Source organism: Acetobacter lambici (assembly GCF_011516885.1).
Taxonomy (GTDB): Bacteria; Pseudomonadota; Alphaproteobacteria; order Acetobacterales; family Acetobacteraceae; genus Acetobacter; species Acetobacter lambici.
In genome coordinates this window covers 1-23,521 of record NZ_WOTD01000033.1, presented here as the reverse complement: position 1 = coordinate 23,521, position 23,521 = coordinate 1, and the positions used below count along the sequence as shown (strand labels likewise).

Below are 23,521 nucleotides of genomic sequence, written 5' to 3'. Positions count from 1 at the left end.
TACACTCTGTCTGCATCGGGTTTTCTTATAGCTTACGAAAATTTCTTTTCTACAAAACAGACTTTTTCATAATCTAACCCGATGTACAACCCTTCTGTGAGATTTCCGCGTGGATGGTTGGGGGGGGCGTTGGGGCTTTAGATACAGACGAATCTGCATGTGCAACAAAAGAAATTCCGGAAAAAACGATAATAGAAGAAAGCAGTAATTTTTTATTCACTTTATCTCGCCTCAAATAATTCTAAATTTATAATATTGAAAATATTAATGGTAGAAGACATTCTTAAATATCTATCTCCGAAAAATCTTTTTCCAAAAAATCACAGCGATAAGAACATTCAGGCATCTCCCGTTAAGATATTCTTCATGTGTTCTAGCAATGTCTGCTTGAAACAAGAGTCTGAGAGAACGGCATGGAAACAAATTATGTCTTTTTAGACCAGTTCCAACCTTCTGCCGATCAAGCGATATTGATAGGTCATTTTAGAGGGGAAGATATAATAGTATAAAAATTATAAGTTTATTTGATATTTCTGTAGAGAGAATATCGATGAGCGCCTTGCTACATTCCTATATTGATGTCGAAAAAGATATTTATACAGAAATAATTCATCCTTTTATTGTTGAGTCTATTGATGTATTGGCGTCTGTACTCAAAAATACCGATATGATCGGCCGTCGCCATTTTATAGATATGGTATACCACGATAGTAATCGTAGAACTGAGTTTGCACTTAAGCTGGCAGCTTTTGTTTTGCACGAAGTGAATAAAATTTCACCACCGGATGCTGGAGCAGTGGCAGCCAACATTATCCAATTAAGTCCGGACCTCGGGATTGGAACAATTAGTACAGGACAATTGCTTTATGCCAGTGCATTGCACGAGGGACGTAGTAAAATAACAAATTTCGACCTCGATCCTATCCCGTATAATGATAATACAGAAAACACATCACTTGGTTTTCAAGTGGGGAAATATCTAGCATCCAACTGTATTGCAAGTTGGGTGTGCATGCTGTCTGTCAGTTCGGAATATGACGTATCTGGCGTTCTGCGTCTCGGTGGGCGCGAAAGCAAAAACGTTATAAACCAGCTGTTTATTTATAACTGTATTAAATCTATCAATGTTTTTTCCGGCATATCTTCTGCGTTTGATGAAATTTATAAACGGGCTAAACTTATATCAACCCGAATTTAATTGCTTTTGCCACAGCCCCACAGGTCGTTTGTGCACAAAGTTTATGCCGAGCCGTCGCAAGATAAAGTCTTACAGTCGCTTCAGAGATATTCAGTCTGTAAGACACTTCCTGCGTCATCAAACCCTCGCCATGGTAAGCAAGACATTCTCGTTCGCGAATGGATAACCGAGGAGGCGCCAGAGCCTCTCGACGCCCTCCATAATTAGCAAACCATTCATGCATGTATGCACCAATCTGAGAGAATGTTGCCGCATAAACCCTTCGCCGATCTTGCCCGAAATCATGGATATTGCGACTTGTTATAGTCAGAAGACCCACTTCACCACGTAACCCTCTTAACGGAATGGACATTCCATCCTTGCCCATATTCTGTTCAGAAAAAAGCTGCATGACCCGTTTCTCTTTCTGAGAAAGTATCTTTATTTCTGACCACAAAAAAGGAAGTGCGCTGGTTAGTGCAGTACGGACTACCGGATCTGAATGAACAAGATTTTTTTCAGTATATAAGATTTGCCATGACAGCGGGTATGTCGTGACCCCCAATTCTCCTCCCTCTCTAACCCAAGGGTTGGATAGAAAGTGGTAGGTAAGATGGGCCGCGCCACTATTATCCCTGATCTCGAATGCCAACTCCTGCATTGTCGAGATGCTTTCGCATGACTGAATGCGTTCGAGAAGGGTATCCCCTAGGGGAAGAAGCGCATTGTGTGTGTCAGGAACCATTACGATTAAGGCCAGCCAAGATGTTCTTGGCTGGCATATAAGATTTTAAGCAGCCAATGCAAATTTTTTATTAATTTCGTCAAGACGCGCCTGCGACACATCAAACGTGGCAAGCGTAATCATCTTCCCGTCGAGTTGAGCACTCATAATAGGTTCAGGTGGCCAGCCCGCACGCTCATAAATCCGTAACATTGGCCGAAAAAAGATACCTGTAAGATGAGTAATTCCGTTTTCGAGGCACGTTTGACACAGAGTGCGTGCTAACTCACCTGTATAATGTATCTCACCAGGCCGTAATGTTGCACAGTAACGGGTGCTTTCCCATATTGTTGGACTATAGATATCCGGGCAATCTGGAAAAAATGAATGAAATTTGTCACGCAACATTGTCGGCCCCGTGGTGGGGATGATACGCATGGATGTTGCGTGTGAACCATCAGGCCGCTCTGCTACGAAATAGAGTGGGTTATACTCCCGGTCATATTCGTCTTCTTCTTTTCCATCTACGACATTAACGTCCCAATTCAGGCGATCTAAAAAAACAATGGCACGTGCTCGAAGCATTTGTGAATATGTTTGACCGTGGTCCTGCCTTTGATTGTAACTGAATACTTTTATCATCACAAACCTCCCTATGGAGATTTTGATTTATTCAACACCAATATAATTTATAATTAGTTAATATTGATAGGTTAACTAATTATAAATTAATTATATAATTGAAATTATGGCGCATTCGCAGCCGCTTTGAAGCGCCATTTTAATTTGAATACGAAGGTAGAGGGTCCGAAAAACCCTATGGTTTTAGCTCTGTCTCTGTGATGACTGGAGGAGTGGCTGATGACGCAGTCTGGTTTCTTTGATGTTGAAGAGCGGCTTGCTCGGTTGAGTGGGCTTGGTGACCAACTTGAAGCATTTTCCCGGACTGTGGATTTTGAGGTGTTCCGTCCGGAGCTGAACAATTTGTCCGACGAACGGACGGAATACCTGATCAACGACCGCCTGTCCTTCATGCGCTTCCTTGGTCTGGGGCTGTCTGACCGCATGCCTGATGCCACGACCGTCTGGCTGTTCCGGGAACGTCTGACACAGGCGGGAGCAATTGATGTTTTGTTCAACCGCTTTGATGCGACCCTGCGGAATGCCGATTATCTACCCATGTCAGGCCAGATCCTGGACGCTACACTGGTGGCAGCTCCCAAGCAGCGCAATACCAGTGCGGAGAAGGCCGAACTGCGGGAAGGACGGATCCCACAGGATTGGCAGGACAAGCCGTCAAAGCTGTCCCATAAAGATCGTCATGCGCGATGGACGCTGAAGTTCACCAAAGCAAAGCGTCAGGATGACGGGACGATCCCGTCTACGGATCTCGCCATCCCTTTCTTTGGCTATAAATCGCATATTTCCATCGACCGGAAATTTCGGCTGATCCGCAAATGGAAGACGACGGATGCCACTACCAGCGATGGTGCCAGACTACGTGAGGGGCTTCTTGATCGCAGCAATACGGCGTCTGATGTCTGGGCAGATACAGCCTACGGCTCAAAAGCCAATGAAGCCTTCATGGAAAAGCGGGGCTTTGTTTCGAAGGTCCATCGCAAGAAGCCTCATCTCAAACCCATGCTCCGGCATATCCAGCGGTCCAATGCCGGAAAATCCATTATCCGGTCTCGTGTCGAGCATGTCTTTGCCGATCAGAAATCGCAAACGGGATTATTCGTCCGGACCGTGGGCATTACCCGAGCCACCATGAGGATCGGACTGGCCAATATCGTCTATAATATGCGTCGCTTTCTTCTCCTGGAGCGGATTAACGCGATCGCGTAGCAATCCAGAGCATGAGACCCTCTCTCTACTCAATACGCAGATTGAAAATCAGGGCCACGAACCAGCAATCAATACGCTAAAAAACTAAAATCAGGCAAAAAGACAATCAATCAACGGTTCTTCGAACCTTCCAAATGACCGGGCGGAATCCGAATAAGAAATGATGTCGATACGCCGTTGACACGTGGCGTTGTGGCCTGTAGTATCGACTTCGTTAATACGTTATGGTGGTAACGATGAAGGCTGTGGTAAAAAAGTGGGGAAATAGTGCGTCTGTCCGCATCCCCGCCTCAGTGTTGGCAGCGGCTGGTTTGAAGCTGGATCAGCCGGTCGATGTGCGCGAGGAAAGTGGTCGCGTCATCATCGAGCCAGTCACAGTCGCAGAATACGATCTGGCGGATCTGTTGGCAGGGATTACCCCGGAGAATGTTCATTCCGAAGTAAATTTCGGAGCAGCGGTCGGCGGAGAACGTCTCTGATATGGCCGCCTATGTGCCAGATGCCGGCGATATCGTCTGGCTCGATTTTTCGCCGCAGACTGGACACGAGCAGGCCGGTCATCGACCTGCCGTCGTTCTCTCGCCGGTGGCTTATAATCGGATTGGCCTGATGCTGTGCTGCCCGCTGACCACCAAACGGAAGGGCTATCCCTTCGAAGTCGCAATCGACAACGACCGGCAGAGCGCGGCTCTTGCGGATCAAGTGAAGTCACTCGACTGGCGGGCGCGTTGTGCGAAGAAGAAAGGTCGTGTGTCTGAGAAAGAACTATCGGAAATCCGAGCGAAAGCCCGCGCACTGATCGGCAAATAAGTGAATCACCATGGGTGACAACCAGACGACCATAAGGAAAATAAGCACCATGATCGCTCTCGCTGCGATCATGGTGCTTCGTTGCCCTGTGGCATTTGCTGACGTGGATGCTATTCAGATCGAGAACTCAAACACCAAGCCAAGTATTATCGTACCGGCCGTTCATGGTCCCATCTTTGGGATTCAGGCTCCAAGTGCAGCCGTCTTCGTAGGGAAAACAGTGCTTGTTTCTGAAGGGACGGCAGATAGAAACGCGGATACCCAACCTGACAAGCTCGAACACCCCATATCTGAAATCGCACTTGATTCCACTGTTTTTGCCTCATGGGTCCATGGAATAGATATCGAAAAGCTTAAAGCTAGACTGCAACCTCATCTCGCGTGCTATACTGGTCAGGAAATGCTTCGAACGGGCAATACGGAGATGTTCACGCGGGTGCTGTTGAACATGCAAACAGCAAGATTAGCCGAATTTATTCTCGAAATGCCGTGCCCGCAACCAGCAACTCTATCCCGTGATGCTGTCGTGCATGCTGAAGCGCAAAAATCAGGCGTCCTTATCAAGTGGCTCGAACATCTCGACGAATGGAAGGCGGTTCAAAAGGAAATTCCGGATGACTACTATCGTGACGCAATCGTTGAGATGCTTAAACGACCTGATGAAAACCTTTCATCCCCCCCATTTGTTTCCTTCGTTCAAAATGGACAATATGATGAATTGGATGCATGGATCCGAGAGCGTAAAGTCACGCCAAGCGAGAAGAAAATGTATGATTACGAAATTACCAAGCGTACCCGCCTAATGTATCGGGATATGGCGCCATATCTACGATCCGGCGGTGCGGTTATTTTGATCGGAGCAGCCCATATAGGTGGACCAGATGGACTAGCGGCTCTACTGCGACGCGATGGGTATCATTTACGTCCGATCACGCTGCCCGCGAATAAATAAACTATGTCACGGTAATCGGACGCTTTTTGATCACGGGATATCGCTACTGACGGGCAGCAATGACCGAAAAACATTATCAAAAGTAAGCTTATTATTCACAGAAAATCCATATATGTGCTATAAAATTGCGGTGGTTCTGCCTGCGGAATATTTAATTAGAAATTATGCATTGAAGGTAAGTTTATGAAAAATACTACCCTGGCTGGATGCCTGACTGCTCTTCTGGCTCTGTCAGCCTGTGCTTCAAGCGGGAATGAATCCATCAAGAACGAAACTGGCGCGACAGTCGACCAGAAAATTCAGGACGGCGTCACAACCAAAGATCAGGTTCGCGCTCAATTTGGTGATCCAATGGATACCAGCTTCACCGATAGTGGTCATGAAGTTTGGAAATATGCTTTCACCAAATCTAAAGAGGACGGGACAAATTACATCCCTTACTATGGCATGTTCTCCTCTGGCTCCCACGGAACTGAGAAACAGCTTTCCATAATCTTTAATGGGAATAAGGTCTGGCATCATTCCCTGTCGAATTCCGCAGTGAAATCGCACGGCGGCCTCGGTAGTTGATTTCAGGAATATAAAATCCAGCCTGATGACATCAGGCTGGTTCCCACTGTCGAAGTATAACTGCGAGTTGAAGGTGATTGCAGTCGGAACTGTGAAATGAGCGTAGATAACCCTGTTCAGGTCGGTGCGGGTCTGTCTACTCCAGTCCGCCGCCTCGGTCGTGAAAAACTGGCGGAGCGGACGGTTGAAACAGTCCTTCAACTCACACCGGGCACCGAGACGGTCGCCGCAACACTCCATGGCGCTGGACTACGTTTTTTCCGCAAAGCCGAGACCGTCAGGCGGGAAGCCGCCCGTACCGTCCGAACCGAAGCAAAAGGGTTCGATTTTTCGATATTCGCAGATCTAGACGAACTCCAGGAACAGGCGCGGCTTTCCCTGCAGGAAGCGGTCGATACTTTTCTGCACCTGCTGGGGCAGGCAGAGGATGAGCGCTTCCAGATTGAGCAGATCACGCAGAATACGACCGTGGAACAGAGACTGAATGATCCAGCTTTCCGCGCCAGACGGGAAGCGGCGGGCAGGGTTTTCTTCCAGGTCTGGTATGGGGGGCACTGGATAGCAGGCGCATGGGAGGCTTTTGGCCAGGTGTTCGATGCCTACTGTCAAGCCAATCCTGCACGTCCGAACGCTTTTGCAAGCAACGATGCGGGGTCAGCTCGTCAGGATATGGTCGCCCGCAAGATCGTCTCTCTCGATGCCTGGAAGACGGTCGACCGGTAGGTATCGAAGATGCAGATCATGAGCGCGTGGCGGCCTTGTAGCGTGGATCCGCATGTAGCCGCGCCATGGCGCGCTGGCGAATTTCGTCTGTCGTGATTTCTCCCCGGACGTAAGCTTCCAGATCTGCGGCTGCCGCTGGAGAAACCGGCTGCCCTTCCCGGGCCGCACTGGCCAGAGCATCCTGAACGTCCTGCTGCCGGCGCATGATGTCTTCGTGAGAGATCAGCATGATTGCGAGTTTCCCTGATTACAGATAGGATTTTACCATAAAAGTCTCACTCTGTCACTGATCTTGCTGTCTGTGCGGGCTCCAAAACTACAAGAACCGAGTCAAAAAAACTGCTGTTCCAGTTTTCTCTGCCAGAACAGACGGATAGCTGCGCTGGGCTTATGCGCGCATCAAAAAGGCTTGCGTTCTATTTTTGTTCCGGTGTAGCCATTAGGGGTAAAGGAGCGACCCCATGCACCAGAACAAGACTGATACGCTGGATCTTCTGCGCGAGAAAATCCGCCGGATGGAAGCCCCCCAGCACACGTCGGCCGACCGGCTACCAACCGGGTTTACAGCCATCGACACGCATCTGGACGGCGGCCTTGCACAAGGCTGCGTGCATGAAGTGTTCAGCGCCGGACGCGATAGTGCTTTCTCCTCCCGCTCAGCAGCCTTCGTCGCTCATGTGCTGGCCCGCACCACCGGGCCGGTGATCTGGGCCAGTGAGGATTACCCTGACCTGTCCGCCCCGGGCATCCGTCAGTCCGGCCTTAATCCCGGTCGCCTGCTCTGCGTCACCACCCGCAAGGGTGGTCTGGAAGCTTTGTGCGAGGACGTGCTGAACGAGCGCGGGGTCTGTGCCCTGGTCGCGGATATCCGTACACCGCTTACGCTCACCCAGTCCCGCCGCCTCGTGCTGGCTGCCAGTCGAAGCCACGTCAGTGGCTTCCTGCTCTGCCGCACGGCAGGGGCTCAGCATGACCCGCCCGCCAGCGCCAGCATGACCCGCTGGCGGATCGGGGGCAGCCCCTCAACACTGCGCACCGATCTCCCCTCTCTTTCTCCGGTTGCCGGCGCAGAGCGCTGGGCTGTCGAACTGCTTCGTCATCGCGGTGGACCTGGCGGCACCTGGATCATTACCCCGACACGCCATGACCCGACGTATTCTCTCCCTGTGGCTGCCCCTCTGGCCGATCGAGCGACACCAGAAACAGCAGCCATCCCCTTCACGCAGCGGACTGGCGCTCTACGCGCCTGAGCGTGGCCGGCTTCTGGTGACAGCAGCCGATCCCATAGCCCTACGACTGGGGATCTGCCACGGGATGCCATTGGCACAGGCCAGGGCCATGCACCCAGAGCTGCACGTGGCGCAGGCCGAACCTGCGACCGATCAGGCCGCACTGGAGGCGCTCACACTGTGGTGCCAGTGGCTGTCGCCCCTCACAGCCACCGATGGCGCCGATGGCGCCGATGGCGTGTGGGTGGAGACCACTGGCTGTGATCATCTTTTTGGAGGTGAGGACCAGATGGCTGAACACCTGCTGACCCGTCTTGCAAAGGCCGGTTATTCGGCCCGGATCGCGATCGCAGATACAGCGGCCATGGCGGCGGCTGTCGCCCGCAGCAGCCACCGGTCCATCACTCTCATTCCCCCGAGGGGGCAGGAGAGTGTCCTGCGCAAACTACCTCTGGCCAGCCTGCGACTTGAACCTGAGACACTGGCGACCCTGCGCCGTCTGGGCCTGGTGCGTGTCGGCCAGCTGCTGGATATGCCTCGCGCGCCTCTGGCACGCCGCTTTGGGCAGGCCCTACCCGACCGGCTTGATCAGGCGATGGGACGCCTACCTGAACCCCTTTCCTTCAGGACAGCACCACAGGCTTTCCGCGCTTCCGGCACACTGGTTGAACCAATCAGCACGGTCCCAGCCATTGCCCGCGCTCTGGAAAACCTCGTGGCGGAATTGGTAGATACCCTGAGCCGACGGGGGCACGGCGCGCGCCACCTGCAGGTGCAGTGCATGCGGGTCGATGGCACACTCCAGAGCCTTCAGATCGGACTGTCGAACGCCAGTGCCGATCCTGTCCGGCTGAACCGGCTTCTGGCCGAGCGGATCGAAACCATAGAACCTGGCTTCGGGATTGAGGCCTTTACCCTCAGTGCGACAGAGACAGCCCCACTGGACGCCCCGGCCACCCGGGACTGGCTGACACCCGCCACCGATCCCGCAGGCCTGTCTACCCTCCTTGAGCGTCTGGGGGGACGGGTCGGGATTCAAAGCCTCTCACGCCTGCACGATGGAGCCAGCCAGTTTCCTGAACGCGAACAGGCTTATACGGGGTGTGAGCGCGTGCAGAGTATGGAGGAACACTTCCCAGCCGGCCCTCATGGGCCACGACCTGCCCGGTTACTCCCAGCGCCAGCTTCCATTACCGTTACGGCGTCCTGGCCTGACGGCGCGCCCAAAGCCTTCCGTTGGAGGCGTGCCACGCACACTATTCGCGGGCTGATCGGCCCAGAGCGGGTCTGGAGCGACTGGTGGCATGATCCTCAGGGAGCTTGCGCGCGCGATTACTGGGTGGCCGAAACGGTAGAGGGCGAACGCTTCTGGCTGTTCGTCGCCCATGATGGCGCGGGTCCGGCTAAAGGGCAGGCCGTATGGTTTCTGCACGGGCTTTTCTGATGCAGCGCCCGCCAGACCTTCCCGGCCTGCGTCCGGCCCGCACAGACGACATCGCCGATGCCCTCATGCACGCGCTATGTCATGATGGTCGCCGCCGGGTGCATGATGCGGACGAGCTGATGGCCCGGCTGGTGGCTGAGCGGTTGGTCGCCCATCTCGAACGCTGTGGCTTCATCCTGTGCCGTGTGCAGGACACAGGCAGCCACACAGCCTCAGCCCATCCGCACCCGACCGAGGCCCGCTGTGAGTGAGGCAGGCTATGTCGAGTTGCAGGTGGCGACCTGTTTCTCGTTCCTTCGCGGGGCCAGCCATCCCGGTGAACTGATGCAGCAGGCCAGAGCACTGGGCTACACGACACTGGGTATCACCGATTACAACTCGGTGGCCGCGCTGGTGCGTGCTCATGACGCGGCGACTGAACACGGTATCCGCCTCATTCCGGGGGCTCGGCTGGAGCTGGAAGAGGGCGCGAGTCTCCTCGCCTATCCACGGGATCGGGAGGGTTGGGCGTCGCTGTGTCGGCTGTTGACGCTGGGGGCGCGCCGTGGCCCGCATGATGCGTTCCAGCTCCGTTGGCAGGATCTGACGCGCGAAGCACGTAATCTGGTTCTGATCCTGCTTCCCACCGATGATCAGCGTCTGCCTGCCGACATGACGCGACTAGCAGAATTGGCTCGCCAGAAAGACGACGGCCCGGCCTATGTCGCGCTCACACGCCGTTTCGAGGGGCATGAGAGCGAGCGTCTGGCGTGGATTGCGCGGCTCTGTGTCCAAAATGGCGTACTCCCCGTCGTCACGGGAGATGTGCTGTGGCATGACCCGTCCCGCCAGATCCTTCATGATGTGATGACAGCTATTCGTTGCCACCGCACTCTCGAAACACTTGGAACGAAACGCACCCGGCATCTGTCCCGCCACCTACGCGGCCCCGGCGAGATCCGTGCCCTGTTCCCCGGCTATGAGGACGCGCTGAACCACAGTCAGGAGATCGCTGCCGCCTGCCGTTTTTCGCTGGAGGATCTGTGCTACCAGTATCCTGATGAGACTGACGGAAGCGGTGAGACACCGCAGGCCGTTCTAACCCGCCTCGTCAGGGCCGGCGTGCCTTATCGCTATCCAACCGGCACACCTCTCGATGTCCGCCAGCAGCTCGATCACGAACTGGCCCTGATCGAACGTCTTGGCTATGCGCCGTATTTCCTGACGGTAAATACTATCGTCGCCTATGCCCGCTCCCGCGGCATCTTATGCCAGGGCCGCGGTTCGGCCGCCAATTCTGCCGTGTGTTACGTGCTGGGGATCACGGCCATTGATCCCGTCCGCTCAGGCCTCCTGTTCGAACGCTTTGTCTCCGAAGAGCGGCAGGAGCCACCTGACATCGATGTGGATTTCGAAGCCGACCGGCGCGAGGAAGTCATCCAGTGGATCTATCGGCGCTATGGTCGCTCCCATGCGGCCCTGTGCGCCACTCTGATGCGTTTCCAGCCTAAAGGGGCGCTGCGGGAAGTCGGCAGGGCATTCGGTCTGCCAGAGGACCTTCTGGGCCAGATGTCGAAACATCTGGCCAGTGTCATGCACGACGAGGCCCTGCTTGCCGAACGGCTGGCACAGATCGGCCTGTCTGCTGGCGACAGGCGACTTGACATGGTCTTGCAACTTGCCCGTCTACTGGTGGGATTTCCGCGCCAGTATGGCACCCATCCCGGCGGGTTCGTGCTGACCGCTGACCGGCTCGACGAACTGGTGCCCGTGCGCCCCGCCGCCATGGCGGAACGCCAGACCCTGGTCTGGGACAAGGATGACATCGACCGGATGCGCATGATGAAGGTCGATGTGCTGGGCCTTGGCATGCTCGGCTGTCTGCGGCGCTGTTTCGAGCTCATCCACGCGCGCTACCACCGCACGCTCGACATGACGACGATCCCGCCTGAGGACCGCGCGACCTACCAGATGATTGCCCGGGCGGATACGCTGGGGACGTTCCAGATCGAGAGCCGCGCGCAGATGGCCATGCTGCCGCGCACAAAGCCCGCCACCTTCTATGATCTGGTTGTGCAGGTCGCCATCGTGCGCCCTGGTCCCATTACTGGCGACATGGTCCATCCCTATCTGCGGCGCCGGGCGGGAGAAGAAGCCCCGGACTGCCCCAGCCCTGCCCTACAGCGTATTCTGGGCAAGACACTCGGCATTCCGCTGTTTCAGGAGCAGGCCATGCAGGTTGCGGTGCATTGTGCAGGCTTTACGGGTGGGGAAGCAGACCAGCTCCGGCGCTCCATGGGGACATTCCGCTCCACGGGTGGTGTCCACCATATGAAGGCCCGTTTGCTGGGCGGCATGATTGCCAATGGATATGATCCAGCTTTCGCCGCGCGCATTTGGACACAACTGGAAGGCTTCGGAGCGTATGGTTTCCCCGAAAGCCATGCGGCAAGTTTCGCGCTGATTGCCTACGCCTCGGCCTGGCTGAAATGCCATTACCCCGATGTGTTCTGTGCTGCCCTGCTCAACAGCCAGCCCATGGGGTTTTATGCCCCGGCCCAGATTGTACGCGACGCGCGCGAACATGGGGGGGAAGTCCGGCCGGTCTGCATCAATGCCTCACGCTGGGACTGCACGTTGGAGACAGGACGCAATGGAGCGCGGCAGGCTGTGCGTCTGGGTTTCCGACTGGTGTCGGGCCTATCGTGTGATGCAATAGCCCGGCTGATCCTCGCCCGTGGGGCGGGGTATGACAGTCTGGATGATGTCTGGCGCCGCTCGGATGTACCGCTGTCTTTGCTGGAAAAGCTCGCCGAAGCGGATGCCTTTCGCGCACTGGGGGCCGACAGGCGACAGGCCTTGTGGACGCTCAAGGGTTTTGGCGCAGCTCCGCTACCTCTTTTTGAAGCGGCCGATCGCGGGCGGAACGCACCGACCCCCGAACTCTGGGAGCCTGACCCGCAATTACCCGAAATCTCGGCAGGCAGCGCCGTGGTGGAAGATTACCATACGACAGGACTGAGCCTGCGCGCCCATCCGCTCAGCTTCCTGCGCGACACCCTTGCTCGTCAGGAAATTATCCCCATTGCGGATCTGGCGCAGGTCCGTGATGGTGCTTACGTGCGGGTGGCTGGTCTGGTGCTGATGCGCCAGCGGCCCTCTACCGCGAACGGGGTCATGTTCATGACGATTGAAGATGAAACCGGCACAGCCAATCTGGTTTTGTGGAAAGATCGCGTGACAGCGCAACGGGCCATTATTGTTGGATCGGGCTTCATCGCGGCTTACGCGCGCCTCCAGCGCGAAGGTGATGTGACCCATCTGGTCGTGCGCTTTGTCGAGGATCTCCAGCCAATGCTCTCCCGCCTTAGCACCGAAAGCGGGCGAGATATTGCGATCAGTTCACGGGATTTTCGCTAAAACCTCAGTCGGGACGTTTACGTTTTCGGTTGGATTTAGGCAGCGCACCTTTCAGCATAGGAGCCTGATTCGGGTCCTTCTTGCGCCGGACAGGCATTTTGCGTCCGTGCTTCCGTTTGTACTCATTAGCCGCGCATTTCTCAGAATAGGCTTTGGGCACCATAGGATAATCCGGTGGCAGTCCCCATTTTTCACGGTATTCGTCAGGTGTCATGTTGTATATGCGCCTGAGATGGCTCTTCAGAAGCTTCATGTGCCGGCCATCTTCAAGACAGATAATATAATTATGGAAAACGGATTCTTCGATTGGCACGGCCGGAATTTCCGGTTCCGGTTCCTCCACCGGGATGTGCGCTTCTTCCAGAGACCTATAAACCAGCTTGATCAGAGCAGGGAGTTTTTCCAAATCCATCGGGTTCCCGGCAAGGAAGCCCTTAACGATCGTGGCCGTCATCCGTTTGAGATCGTCAGGTGTTGGTCGGTCGGTGCTGGACATAAATCGAAATATTCCCTGAACATCTGGCGCAAAGCGCATAAGCAGAAGGCAGGGTCTGTGGCAGGATTCCATGGTTTTTGAAAGGCACCCCGCCAGAGTCGTCCCTGGAAAATACTGCCGCCAGTCACCACTACTGGAGGAATAGTGTACCAGACGGTGCTTGCGCCGCATAGAAAAGCGCAAGACACGCCCATTCCTCCAGTCGAGTAGCCAGATCATCTGCCCGTCTGGCCAAAGCCAACATTTCTGGAAACCAATAAAGATCGCTGTCTACAGCCGCATGGATTACGTCTGTGTTGTCAACGAAATTTCTCAAGTCTTGAATAAATGCAGCACGTAGTCGCGCCCCGCCCATGTCGTTGTTTATTGCCGGCATATCAGTGCCTCTGAGCCGTCGTCGAAGAAGACTGAGCATCCTGCTGCAGTCTCCCGATCTGAAGCTGCACAAGCGTCTTAAGATCATCAGATATCTTTTTGAGAATCTTCTCCTGTCGCATCTGCACGCGGATCAGTTTGTCCAGTCGCGTCCTCATACACCGGCATAATTTGGTAGGCCGTTTTCAGCGACCGCAGAATGCCCGGTGTCGGTTTGGCACCGTTAAGTTTGGCGACTTCTTGCCATGCGGTATCGTCGTCTGTCGCCGGCAGGTGTCCCATCACATCAGAAAGGGAGCCGTCTACAGTTAGCCGGTAGAGCGTATATCCGCATGGTATGTTCTGGCTATTTTCCATGAGTGACATCCATTGTAGCGTCATTCTGTCGCACGAGGCGGGACATACCCATTCTGGTCGGCCCCATAATTAGCGTGTGCTCTTGGATCTCTGTCTGCTCAAAACTAAACGGCGTGGCGTCCTTCTGCAGCCCAATGACCGCAAGACCTTTCCATGGAGTTTCGGTTGTTTTTCTATCAGTCATGATCTTCCTCGGTTATTGGCAGCGCCGCCATTTCTGCAAACCACGCTTTATGGACGGCTTCGGGCATCCGGCAACTGTTGCCATCGGCCTCAATTAGTCCCACATGCAAAAGATAGTCGGTTGTCGCAGCATCCATTGCAGGTAAATCATCGCCATATCCGATGGCATCAAGAACCGCCCGCTGCTCGGGTGTCTTTGCCTGACCCAGAAGGGTCGTGGGCTGTTGTTTTTCAGTCATCTTGACCCCATTGAGGGGGAGTGCCGCAAACTTATGTCATGCCCGGTGACCGGACGGACCAGACACTGCCTGCTTTACCTGCGCTGGGAGTCGCTGCCGGGAAAAGATAAGCCTGATCGACAGGTCGGTGTTGTCACCAAGTTGAAGATCAACAGTTTCTGCATGATCGGGAGACAATATCACCGTACGGCGTACTTCACGACCGACCGTTATTGGACATTGTGCGTCATTGCAGTCTGGCATATCGACCAATTTGACGTCCGATACCATGACATCAATTTTCACGCCATCGTTGGGAAGGCGTGTGGCAGTGGTGGTGCCAAGGATACCTGTCTCGATCGTGCCAGGCACGAGGTCAATATGGGTAAGGCCCGTTTTCTTGTCTTTCGTGTGAATCACTTTGGAAAGGTAGGTAATGTTTTCCCCTTTATGCAGGAAAACTACTTTCTCGCCGTCTATTTTCACATAACCATGAAACTCTAAAACCTGAGTGCGGGGAAGCACTATGGATGCTCCATCCACCTCTTTATTTGTTAGACTCAAAAGCTGCATTCCCTGCGCCGTCATGGTGATCACGTCTTTGCCGTTCAGGGACTGTTCTGAAATATGACCGTCTGTATACCGGATATTGCTGGTGTCTGTCGCATGAGCGATGCGCTGATAAGAGTGGATATTTTCCGCGCAAACCGTCGAACTGAGAAAGCAGGCCAGCAGACCAAGAGCCGGCATTGTCCTGCGCCCCCATAACCGCACGTTCAACGCCCGGATATTTCGACCATCAGGTGCCATATATGTGCCTGCGGGTTTGCGAACCATGAGGTAAATCCTTTCTGTTGAGCCGAACCATCCGGCTCTTTCCCTCATTGTATCCGCACCGGTTGTGACGCTGTTTTCACCCGGCCTGTCGCACGTTCTGGGATTTGCGACACATCCTGTGCCAGTATGTCCTTCAGGGCGTAAAGGCTGCGGTCGAGGTGAAGTGTTCCCCGCACCCCACGTTCGACCAGAGCCCGGAAATACGCATCGGGGTGACGGATCTGTTCGCCCTGGTCCTTACGTGTCGCCATGACGATGACCGCTACAGCAGCTTCAAACCGCCCCAGAGCGATGCAGCCGGTTTTCCACGACTGGTAGCCAATGCCGATCTGGCCGGAAAGCAGTTCAGCGGCGTCGGTCAGCTGGGCACGGTCGGGCGAGGCTGAGCCACACAGATCCCGCAAGGCAGGACACACCGTCAGAAAGAACGTGCTGGTGCCCGGGAAGCCCCGCAGAATGGATGCTTCCAGCCCCTCGGATGGTTCACGCTGAGATACCTGCCCTGCACGCCGCGTTGTCTCAATGCGATTGCGCCGTTCTGGCGCTACTACAACAACCTCTTTAGGTTTTTTGTTATTTCTTTCTGTATAATGGGTGCCAGATTGAGCATCCATGGGTGCCATTTCAGGGGTACACCAGACAGAATCTGGCGACCTGTCGACACGGTTTTCCGCAGGCTTTTCCACAGGTTTCACACGCGCCCAGAGCGCTTTCATGGTGTCGTGATAGCTGACCAGCGTATCAATCAGATCCGTGCCGCGACGGAGCCGCATGATCCGTGCGGCTTCTAGTGCGGTTGCCCCATCGCCCCGCAGCTCGGCCGCCACGCGCACCTGCTCGTTCAGATCGGCAATGGCTTCACGCAGAAATGCCACTTCCGCGCGCTGTCGTCGGCCGATCTCAAGTTGGGCCTGTAGGTCCGGCCACCGATAGCGCAGGGACGCCAGACTGAATCCAACCTGCGACATGCCTTCCTGCCCCTGCCAGCGCCGTCCCCGCTGGCCGTTCCGGCCGTCACAAGGCACGATCATCCCGGCCTCGGCCAGCTCTCTGACCGCCCGCCTCAAAGCCGTAAGCGACAACCCCGTCCAGGACATCAGTGTCGCGTTATGGGCGTAGATAAAAGGGGTTGAGAGCATTTCCCAGCTCTCCGGCCGGGTTTTCTCGATCATCCGTTCCAGCAAACCGCGTGCGCTGCGCGTCAATGGAAAGGAGCGGGGTAAAGCCCTGATCGTATTCAGGACGGCGTATTTATCCGGATAGTCCGGTGGAAGGCCGAGCAGTTCATCACGCGCCTTCAGCATGGCGGGCGTGAGGGTGCGTTTTCCCCGTCTGCGGATCGGGCAGAGGTCATCAGTGTGTGTCTGGGGCACAGCTCAAAAGTTCCAGTGCTATGGGTCATGACAGACCTCTCGGCACAGGCATCTGGACAAACCTTCCCCGTTCGCAATTTGCTTGCGTTTCGAGCGGAAGCTGGCTATAGGGAAAGGGCAATTACTTTTCCCCTATAGCTTATGGTTCGTTACAGGTGCCCTGGCTTTTCCGGTCTGCAAACCGGGAGAGGCAGGGTTTTCCTTTTTGTGGCTACGTCATTGGTGGGCCTCGAATGGGGTGGCACGGACTCGCAATTGGCCGCGTGTCCGGTCTGCCGCTCAACCTGCCCGTGTACATGTTTTCAGACAAGATCAAAAAGTGAAAAAATGACGTGTAAGACACTGTTTTTTCACTGATTTTGTGTCCAAAATTGCGCAACTTTTCCGCTTTTGTTCTCATCCCGTGGCCGTTTCGGATGCACCGCTGCCCATGCGGGTCGAGACGGTTGAGAGGTATTGTCCCACTGTCCAGCCGCTCATGTTGTTGGCAGCCAGCGAGGAACCCGACACGAGGCTGCTCAGAGGTGTGCTGCTGGTCGCTGCCGCGATCTTTGAACCGGCCGACGGTCCGAACATATAGGCGGCGTAGACCTGCGCCGAGGTTGCGGTTGTTCCGGTGGATTTGGAAACAGCGCTGGCATAGGAACTGATGATGGCACTGGCGACTTTCGCCTGCGCCGTCGGATCATTCCGGTCAGCACTACTCAGCCCAAGCTTGGATGCGTAGTCGTTCCATGTGCCATTGGTGATCTGCCAGACCCCCGTGGCCGATGAAGAACTGTTGCCGGTATTCTGGAAATGACTTTCGATCTGACCGAAGGCCGCGAGCGTATCGGGGTTGATCCCGGCAGCTTTGGCCGCTGCAACAGCATCGGCGCCATAGGATTGCGACAGCAGTTTGGACATCGCATCACTACTGCCCCACGCACCCGAGTAACGCGACGCGCTTCCCGATGTGCCTGCCCCTGATGAGGAAGACGTCTGCGCACCTGAAAAGACGAAGGTCGGTGCACCAGTCTCCTCGATGCTCGGCACGATCTGGGTGGCCACCTGCGCGACACCCGGCCGTGCGGCGATACACACAGCCAGCAGGCCCAGTCCGCTCCACCGGGCCAGAGAGAGGGGGCGCGTCATGCGCCAGGATATGAGAAGAGGATCATGCCGTCAGATGGTCTCATCCCGGCCACGATGCAGTGTGTGCCCGCAGAGGCTGTCGTGGATGTCCAGGGCTGCAGATCCTCGGTCGGTATCCATGCGGCTTTCCCATAAGCGCGCAGGATGCGGGTCCAACCGCCTGAAGTCGTCGTGGTAACCGCAAGCTGGGGTGGGGCGACACCAACCTGTCTCGTATTACTCCCTGGTCCGGCATAGACCGGTTCAAACGCCATGTGAGGCGACATGCACGTAACGTGCCCGCCAAGCGGCATCAGCTGCGCCTCAGGTGCGGGGTCGACAGGCGGTCCCCAGTCGCGCGGGCCGATGGCTTCCTGCCGCTCAGCAGCCAGTCGGTCGAGTTCGGCAGGCGACACATCCTGAGCGTAGGCTGGCCCTGCCAGCAGGCCACCTGCCAGCAGGGTGAGGGTAAGCGTGGATCTGAGCGACACGGGGCGGCTCCTTTGCCTTGTTGGTCTCTCCCCAGTATGTCTCAGAGCGTTGTGACGCTCTGCGTTCGGTTTTTGTTCCACAGAGCGTCACAACGCTCTGGCGCATCATGGGGAGAGAAGGAGACCCCAATGCGACATTCCCGAAACGCTCTTCTGGCGGCTACAACCCTTGTGGCCCTTTCAACACTGGCGCAGGCCCAGCAATGCCCAACCCTGTCCCCTGTGGAAGTGACACCCCCGTTACCCGTCCCATCAGGCGCCGCCGACGCTGGTCCTGTCCTGCGTCCCACGCCGACCGTGCCCACACCACGGCTCATCCCGGCCGGGGAAATTGCAGCAAGCCCTGCACTCCGACGCATCACCAGTACAGGTGCGAAAGTCTATGAGATCGGTAACCACGTCATGAATCATGGCCTTCAGGGTGTGTATGCCGTCAATGGCGACATCTTCCGGGTCTTCTACCTGACCCCGGATGGGCAGGCGCTGATTGGCGGTGTCCTGTGGGAGCAGGACGGGCACAACGTCACGCGTGATACCATTGCCCCGATCAAGGGAGCGATCCCTACCGTGACCATCACCGCGGGAAAAACGGCGGCCGGGCAGGACGGTACATCAGTCGATGGGAGAATATTATCCTCCGAGCAGGTCAGGCGCGTCGCTCAGGCCAATATCGGTCTGGAAGGACGGGACGGGCTACCGCGCCTGACTATGGTGATCGACCCGCTCTGCCCCTGGTCAATCCGCGCACTCAATACACTGGAACCTTTTGTCGCACGTGGCCAGATCCAGCTGGCTCTGCTGCCGATCGCGATCAATGATCACGAAAACGGCAATGCCAGCACTCCGGCCGCCACAGCGCTGTTGTCAGTAGTGCCATACGAGATGCAGGCGACATGGCAGAAGATCATCGATCTGCATCACGTCGCAGACGACATGTCCCGCACAGACGAGGCGGCTCTTCATCTGCAGCAGAATATGGCCGTCGCCAATGCCATCGGTGTCCCAGGGACACCGACATTCATCTGGCGCGACAAGACTGGTGCCACGCATGTCACTGAGGGGTTGCCTGGGGATGTTGAACAGCTGATACGGGAACTGGGGCGGTGAGGCGGTCCACACGCCCCATTCTAAGAGTGGGGAAATGGCTGATTTTCCCGCTTTACCTGCCATTCGTGAGGGGCGTGCGCACCTTTAACCTGTCGCGACAGTATCTGCGCGACCGGAAAGCCTTCATCGAAGCGTCAGCCATCGACACGGCTCTTGCTCCCGTTATGGACCCGGCGACTATCAGGGCGCTGGTGTCCACACGGCGCAACGGGCGGTTCTGCCTGGGCCTGTTTGTGGGCACTCTGTGCGTGTGGATCTGGTCGTGTGTTCACCAGGGGACAAGGCTGGCCAGTGTCACCAGTCTGCAATTCGGGGTTATCCTGCTGGTGCTACTGGCCGAGTTTATCAGACTCAGCTTCTCGAACTGGATGCTCCGAACCGGAGGCATCGGGCGGTTCGGAACGTTCATCGCACGGGGAAGCAATCTCTGGCCCCGTTAGGGAGCACTGCGTCGCGCTGGAGCCTCAGACTTGTCGCGCTCTGGCACGAGGCCGTGCTTCCAGCCAGTTTTCAACCTTCAGGCGCAGTCTGTACCAGAACTTTTGGCCTATAGCGGCGGGATAAAGAAACCCTTGATACAATCCAGATTGCAAACTGCTATCTGTGTGTGTGTTTTGGATCGAAACCCGCTACCCGGGTATAGTGGCGCGCCTTCCTGAAAAAGACCTCTAACCGTGTCGTAAGCGGCGGGTAGCGGAGAGCCTGTGTCTAACGAGGCGTGCAGATAGCGGATAACGGCACAATCCAGATTGCGGAACAATTTGTCGTTGTTGGAATCGAAACTGGCGTCACGATTTTCAGGAAGCGGAGTGCCTTGAACATCGAAAGTCGCCTTCAAACCGTCATAGGCTACTTGAAGGAGAGCGAGATCCTCGCGGTTCGTTAAATCAAGACAGTTGCCAAGATCGAGCACGACACCAACAACGAAAGGCTTGAAGGTCGGGTCACGCTCTTTCTTCTGTTCCGCCCATTCATAAGCCCTTTGCGGGTCTGACTCCCAGAGATAAAACCCCGGCCCCAGCCAGTCATAAGCTGTTTCCGACTTGATCGGCTGTTGCTGCCGCAAGATGAGACTACGGCCCACCTTTTCGGAACATCCATGATACCCGAGAACAAAAGACGTATGCAGAGCAGTCAATGCGTCACGCCCGCATCATACCATCGGATCGGGGATCCCGTGTATATTCCTTGGTAATATTGCCCTTGCGATCGACAATACCCATACGCTGCAGAGCCGCACGGGCGGTGGCTTTGCTTTTGATATTGGCATTGGTCTGTTTCTTGATTGCCTCAAGAACTGCCTGTCGGGTGTCAGTCTTCATGAAACAACAATAAACGTAGCAGCCCTAAGAGTCATCATCAATCTGCTCCGCTGGCTTATGTTCTCCTGGCGCAGATCAAGCTCCCGGATAAGAAAACACGACAACACCGTCTGACGGGCGGATGCCTGCGACAGTGCAGCGTGTGCCTGCGGTGGCGGTTGTCGAATGCCATGGCAGAACGTCCGCTGTCGGGATCCAGGCGTAACGGCCCTGCCCTCGGATGATCCGCGTCCACTCGCCCGATGTGGTCGTCGTTACGGCCAGCTGGGGCAACGCGACACCGATTTTTTTCGCATGTTTGCTCGGCCCGGCATAGAGGGTTTCGAACTCAGTCCGGGGCGACATGCAGGTGGCGGGATCCTTCAGGGGTACGGGCGGCGCTTCGGGAGATGCTGCCACAGGCGCGCCCCAGTCGCGTGAACCGATTTCGGCCTGCCGTTGGACCGAAAGCCGATCCAGTTCGGCAGGCGACATCGTCTGGGCCTGTGCGGCCGACACGAGCAGGCCGGTGGAAAGCAGGACAACAGCCAGTTTGGGCATAATCGACACGGGAAAATCCCTCTAAGTGGTTGAACACGTCGATTAGCATACCGCTTGTCTGGAAAGAAGATTCCAATGCGCAAATCAGACTACTCGTCCGGGGCATGATGTGGGAAAGTCTGAGCCGCACGGCGGGTTAGATGCTCTGCAAGCAGATCGGCTAGCGTAGTTTGCAATAGAGGCTGTCGCGCTTCGGGCGTTTGGTCCGGTCGTTCAGCAATTTTGGACACACCAGGATCCACGGTTTCACCACACATAAAAAAACTCCATACTGGTCAGGACAGGCGATTGCCTCTTTCCCGATCAGTATGGAGCTTTCAGTTGTGACGGGAGTTCAGAAGGTCCCGGCGCGACCTGTTGCCTGTGATACTGCCCATTTGGCGTGTTCATAATCCGGGCGGTCGGCCTGATCGACCGGGTCTGTCGGGCGGACGATCGTGCCATCGCGGGACGCGACAGAGGGCGACCAGTGTGCCGGCGATGAGCCGTAAGACGCATAAGGGTCGTATTGTGCCTGACGCACCGGCGGTGGCTTGAGCGGCCTGTCATTCGCCGAGCGTAGATTGCCGTGCGCACACCCGGAAAGCGCCAGCATGCAGCCGAGTAGCGGAAGAGGCAGCCTCATCCCTGCTGCGCATTCAGTTCTGCCTCAAGGGCGGTGATGAGCGCGACTGCGTTGGCTGGTTGAACTTTAACGGTGTTTACGCACTGGGCCAGCTTATTAAAACCTCTCACCAGCTTATTATACTTCTCGTTCAGTTCGTTCAGTTTCTTCCACCCTCGGTCTTTCTCAACCCGCAAGGCTTCCTGCGCCTGAGCGAGCTGCTGACGCAGATCGGCAGTGACCTGCTCTTCTTTTTCCAGAGCTTCTAGCGTTCTCCTACTCAACGCTTTCCACTCAGATCGTTCGTTCTGGAGCTTGAAAGCCGTCACCTGCCAGTGGTTGGCGACCTGCACCTGCTGGGCGAGTGTGCCTGCCATATTATTCTGACGGTTTTGGTCACGAGCTATCCGGGTCAGAGTTCCCTGAATGCCGCCCAGTGCACCTGCTGTTACAAAATCACTGCACATCGTTCGTGCCCTCAAACATCGGTCTGTGTAATGGGTCGCACCTGAGCGGCCGTTGTCGTATCCATTGCAGGTACTGTATCACCGCTCGCGCCATCGCCACCACTTTTATCTGCACTTCTTCTCGTATTTTCAAGATACTGTGTGCCGATCTGACGCCCTGTTTCTGCACCCTGCTCGACCGGCCGGCTGGAGGATTTTTCGAATTCTTCCGCATCCACACGGCTGGCCGCACCAAATCCGACCATGGAGGCCATGTGATGGGGCAATGTGGTGATCAGGCGGAAGGACAATGTCGCAGTCGTCATCTCCATGGCGGAATACATGATGATCATGGCGATCAGGCCGACCCAGTTATCGGTGAGATAGCCATGATCCAGCGTAAAGGTCGAGGCGACCAGAAAGCTTTTCATCAGCAGCCAGGAAAACGCTGAGAATATTGTATAGCTGAACACCATACCGATCACCATCATCGCCGGCCGGAAGAGAATGGTGAAAAGAATCTCGTAACCCCGCACCCCTTTGCCGTGTATGCCGTCTCCTGCGAACGTCATATGGGCAAGGAACCAGAGAGGCGCATAAGCGACAGCCTCGACAACCAGCAAAAACCATCCCGTAACGCCGGCAATCCAGTACAGATAGGGCATCATCGGCAGGACATAGGCCAATGTGACCCCTGCCGAGAGCAGAAAAAGGCAGGCCGTAAAAATTACCGGGAGCAGGCGGGTAATCGTTCCGCTTAAAAAGGTCGCCGCAGCGGCGGTAGCCGTGGCGCCCCATTGTCCCGTGACGAAGGACGCAACGCCCGCACCAATATCGAGAGACATGCTGCCTGCGGCCACAGACAGCGCAATGGCGGTCAGGGCCAGATGGATGAGCAGATGCCCCATGCCGATCATGGCTCCAAGGGGATCAACCCAATCCGTGCCAGAGCTGCCCATCACCAGATGGTTCATGATGAGTTCAAGCGTGCCTGGTCCGAAGTTCAGGTAAGTCAGCACCTTTGTCCAGATCGCCGTGCTGTTGATTTTCACTGAGAACTGGGTTCTTCCGTACTTTTCGTGATGGGTATCTTGTACTGAGGTTCCGGAACTGGGAAATCCAGAAAGTCGTTCACTTTCATGGATATTCCCCAGTGTCACGCCTTCGGTCTCTTGATCTTCCC

29 protein-coding genes are annotated in these 23,521 nt (G+C 55.6%); 13 read left to right on the top strand and 16 right to left on the bottom strand.

Translation table 11 applies throughout. The annotated features are described in order from the left end of the window. Positions 1-550 precede the first annotated feature (550 nt). A complete protein-coding gene (locus GOB86_RS11890) occupies positions 551-1,198 on the top strand; it encodes a hypothetical protein (RefSeq protein ID WP_165992566.1) in 648 nt (215 codons plus the stop codon). On the opposite strand, the gene GOB86_RS11885 is transcribed toward GOB86_RS11890, so the two are convergent. Beyond that, on the bottom strand, positions 1,179-1,838 hold the full coding sequence (locus tag GOB86_RS11885) for a helix-turn-helix transcriptional regulator (RefSeq protein ID WP_165926410.1): 660 nt from the start codon (positions 1,836-1,838) through the stop codon (positions 1,179-1,181). The genes GOB86_RS11890 and GOB86_RS11885 overlap by 20 nt on opposite strands. 129 nt (positions 1,839-1,967) lie before the next feature. Beyond that, the gene (locus GOB86_RS11880) at positions 1,968-2,543 is read right to left on the bottom strand and encodes an acyl-homoserine-lactone synthase (protein WP_165992564.1); all 576 of its coding nucleotides are present in this window, start codon (positions 2,541-2,543) and stop codon (positions 1,968-1,970) included. Positions 2,544-2,759: 216 nt separating this feature from the next. Here GOB86_RS11880 and GOB86_RS11875 point away from each other — a divergent pair, with 216 nt between their 5' ends. From GOB86_RS11875 to GOB86_RS11850, 6 genes are all read left to right on the top strand, one after another. Continuing rightward, complete coding sequence (locus GOB86_RS11875) at positions 2,760-3,749, top strand: IS5 family transposase (RefSeq protein WP_194301190.1); 990 nt, start codon at positions 2,760-2,762, stop codon at positions 3,747-3,749. 236 nt (positions 3,750-3,985) lie between these two features. After that, positions 3,986-4,228, top strand: coding sequence for an AbrB/MazE/SpoVT family DNA-binding domain-containing protein (locus GOB86_RS11870; protein ID WP_373319922.1), 243 nt, complete (start codon positions 3,986-3,988; stop codon positions 4,226-4,228). A 1-nt stretch (position 4,229) separates the two neighbouring features. Next, complete coding sequence (mazF, locus tag GOB86_RS11865) at positions 4,230-4,559, top strand: endoribonuclease MazF (protein ID WP_165992561.1); 330 nt, start codon at positions 4,230-4,232, stop codon at positions 4,557-4,559. 49 nt (positions 4,560-4,608) lie between these two features. Continuing rightward, on the top strand, positions 4,609-5,511 hold the full coding sequence (locus GOB86_RS11860) for a TraB/GumN family protein (protein WP_165992560.1): 903 nt from the start codon (positions 4,609-4,611) through the stop codon (positions 5,509-5,511). A 183-nt stretch (positions 5,512-5,694) separates the two neighbouring features. Further along, positions 5,695-6,081, top strand: a complete 387-nt coding sequence (gene bamE / locus GOB86_RS11855) for an outer membrane protein assembly factor BamE domain-containing protein (protein ID WP_165992559.1) — start codon at positions 5,695-5,697, stop codon at positions 6,079-6,081. Positions 6,082-6,177: 96 nt separating this feature from the next. Then, entirely contained in the window at positions 6,178-6,804 is a 627-nt protein-coding gene (locus GOB86_RS11850; protein WP_165992557.1) for a hypothetical protein, read from the top strand. A 16-nt stretch (positions 6,805-6,820) separates the two neighbouring features. Here the strand turns inward: GOB86_RS11850 and GOB86_RS11845 are convergent, their stop codons facing one another. Beyond that, on the bottom strand, positions 6,821-7,033 hold the full coding sequence (locus tag GOB86_RS11845) for an antitoxin VbhA family protein (RefSeq protein ID WP_165992555.1): 213 nt from the start codon (positions 7,031-7,033) through the stop codon (positions 6,821-6,823). Between the two features lie 232 nt (positions 7,034-7,265). Between GOB86_RS11845 and GOB86_RS11840 the strand changes: the two genes are divergently transcribed. From GOB86_RS11840 to GOB86_RS11825, 4 genes are read left to right on the top strand one after another with little or no spacing between them, the layout of a single operon-like run. Beyond that, positions 7,266-8,054: an ImuA family protein gene (locus GOB86_RS11840; protein WP_165992553.1), complete on the top strand. Its 789-nt coding sequence runs from the start codon at positions 7,266-7,268 to the stop codon at positions 8,052-8,054. Between the two features lie 16 nt (positions 8,055-8,070). Beyond that, the gene (locus GOB86_RS11835; protein WP_206752706.1) at positions 8,071-9,477 is read left to right on the top strand and encodes a DUF6504 family protein; all 1,407 of its coding nucleotides are present in this window, start codon (positions 8,071-8,073) and stop codon (positions 9,475-9,477) included. Continuing rightward, positions 9,477-9,728 (top strand): GNAT family N-acetyltransferase, encoded by a 252-nt coding sequence (locus tag GOB86_RS11830; protein WP_242012642.1) that lies wholly within the window; start codon positions 9,477-9,479, stop codon positions 9,726-9,728. Before GOB86_RS11835 ends, GOB86_RS11830 begins: the two co-directional genes overlap by 1 nt. Continuing rightward, entirely contained in the window at positions 9,721-12,876 is a 3,156-nt protein-coding gene (locus GOB86_RS11825; RefSeq protein WP_165992548.1) for an error-prone DNA polymerase, read from the top strand. Before GOB86_RS11830 ends, GOB86_RS11825 begins: the two co-directional genes overlap by 8 nt. Positions 12,877-12,880: 4 nt before the next feature. On the opposite strand, the gene GOB86_RS11820 is transcribed toward GOB86_RS11825, so the two are convergent. The 7 genes from GOB86_RS11820 to GOB86_RS11790 form a co-directional block, all read right to left on the bottom strand. Continuing rightward, entirely contained in the window at positions 12,881-13,372 is a 492-nt protein-coding gene (locus GOB86_RS11820) for a MucR family transcriptional regulator (RefSeq protein WP_198912040.1), read from the bottom strand. 462 nt (positions 13,373-13,834) lie between these two features. Further along, a complete protein-coding gene (locus tag GOB86_RS11815) occupies positions 13,835-14,104 on the bottom strand; it encodes a hypothetical protein (protein WP_143221915.1) in 270 nt (89 codons plus the stop codon). Positions 14,105-14,280: 176 nt separating this feature from the next. Next, entirely contained in the window at positions 14,281-14,526 is a 246-nt protein-coding gene (locus GOB86_RS11810; protein WP_095350048.1) for a hypothetical protein, read from the bottom strand. A gap of 36 nt (positions 14,527-14,562) precedes the next feature. Continuing rightward, positions 14,563-15,342 carry a hypothetical protein gene (locus GOB86_RS11805; RefSeq protein WP_165992546.1) on the bottom strand — a complete coding sequence of 260 codons (780 nt, stop codon included), beginning with the start codon at positions 15,340-15,342 and terminating at the stop codon, positions 14,563-14,565. 44 nt (positions 15,343-15,386) lie between these two features. Further along, complete coding sequence (gene repC / locus GOB86_RS16525; protein WP_165992543.1) at positions 15,387-16,715, bottom strand: replication initiation protein RepC; 1,329 nt, start codon at positions 16,713-16,715, stop codon at positions 15,387-15,389. A gap of 396 nt (positions 16,716-17,111) precedes the next feature. Next, positions 17,112-17,849, bottom strand: a complete 738-nt coding sequence (locus tag GOB86_RS11795) for a transglycosylase SLT domain-containing protein (protein ID WP_194301188.1) — start codon at positions 17,847-17,849, stop codon at positions 17,112-17,114. Next, a complete protein-coding gene (locus GOB86_RS11790) occupies positions 17,846-18,319 on the bottom strand; it encodes an SH3 domain-containing protein (RefSeq protein ID WP_095350051.1) in 474 nt (157 codons plus the stop codon). Before GOB86_RS11790 ends, GOB86_RS11795 begins: the two co-directional genes overlap by 4 nt. A gap of 129 nt (positions 18,320-18,448) precedes the next feature. On the opposite strand from GOB86_RS11790, the gene GOB86_RS11785 reads away from it, so the two are divergent. Beyond that, positions 18,449-19,426: a DsbC family protein gene (locus GOB86_RS11785; protein WP_165992541.1), complete on the top strand. Its 978-nt coding sequence runs from the start codon at positions 18,449-18,451 to the stop codon at positions 19,424-19,426. Next, complete coding sequence (locus GOB86_RS11780; protein ID WP_165992539.1) at positions 19,423-19,866, top strand: hypothetical protein; 444 nt, start codon at positions 19,423-19,425, stop codon at positions 19,864-19,866. Before GOB86_RS11785 ends, GOB86_RS11780 begins: the two co-directional genes overlap by 4 nt. A gap of 107 nt (positions 19,867-19,973) precedes the next feature. Here the strand turns inward: GOB86_RS11780 and GOB86_RS11775 are convergent, their stop codons facing one another. From GOB86_RS11775 to GOB86_RS11750, 6 genes are all read right to left on the bottom strand, one after another. Then, positions 19,974-20,510 (bottom strand): hypothetical protein, encoded by a 537-nt coding sequence (locus tag GOB86_RS11775; protein ID WP_244896456.1) that lies wholly within the window; start codon positions 20,508-20,510, stop codon positions 19,974-19,976. A 58-nt stretch (positions 20,511-20,568) separates the two neighbouring features. Then, the gene (locus tag GOB86_RS11770) at positions 20,569-20,748 is read right to left on the bottom strand and encodes a hypothetical protein (protein WP_059024947.1); all 180 of its coding nucleotides are present in this window, start codon (positions 20,746-20,748) and stop codon (positions 20,569-20,571) included. Between the two features lie 75 nt (positions 20,749-20,823). After that, a complete protein-coding gene (locus GOB86_RS11765) occupies positions 20,824-21,297 on the bottom strand; it encodes an SH3 domain-containing protein (protein ID WP_165992537.1) in 474 nt (157 codons plus the stop codon). A gap of 325 nt (positions 21,298-21,622) precedes the next feature. After that, positions 21,623-21,913: a flagellar basal body L-ring protein FlgH gene (locus tag GOB86_RS11760; protein WP_095350057.1), complete on the bottom strand. Its 291-nt coding sequence runs from the start codon at positions 21,911-21,913 to the stop codon at positions 21,623-21,625. Then, positions 21,910-22,359 carry a hypothetical protein gene (locus GOB86_RS11755; RefSeq protein WP_165992535.1) on the bottom strand — a complete coding sequence of 150 codons (450 nt, stop codon included), beginning with the start codon at positions 22,357-22,359 and terminating at the stop codon, positions 21,910-21,912. Before GOB86_RS11755 ends, GOB86_RS11760 begins: the two co-directional genes overlap by 4 nt. A gap of 11 nt (positions 22,360-22,370) precedes the next feature. Next, positions 22,371-23,521 (bottom strand): DotA/TraY family protein (locus tag GOB86_RS11750; RefSeq protein WP_165992533.1); only part of this gene is annotated, 1,151 nt, incomplete at its 5' end.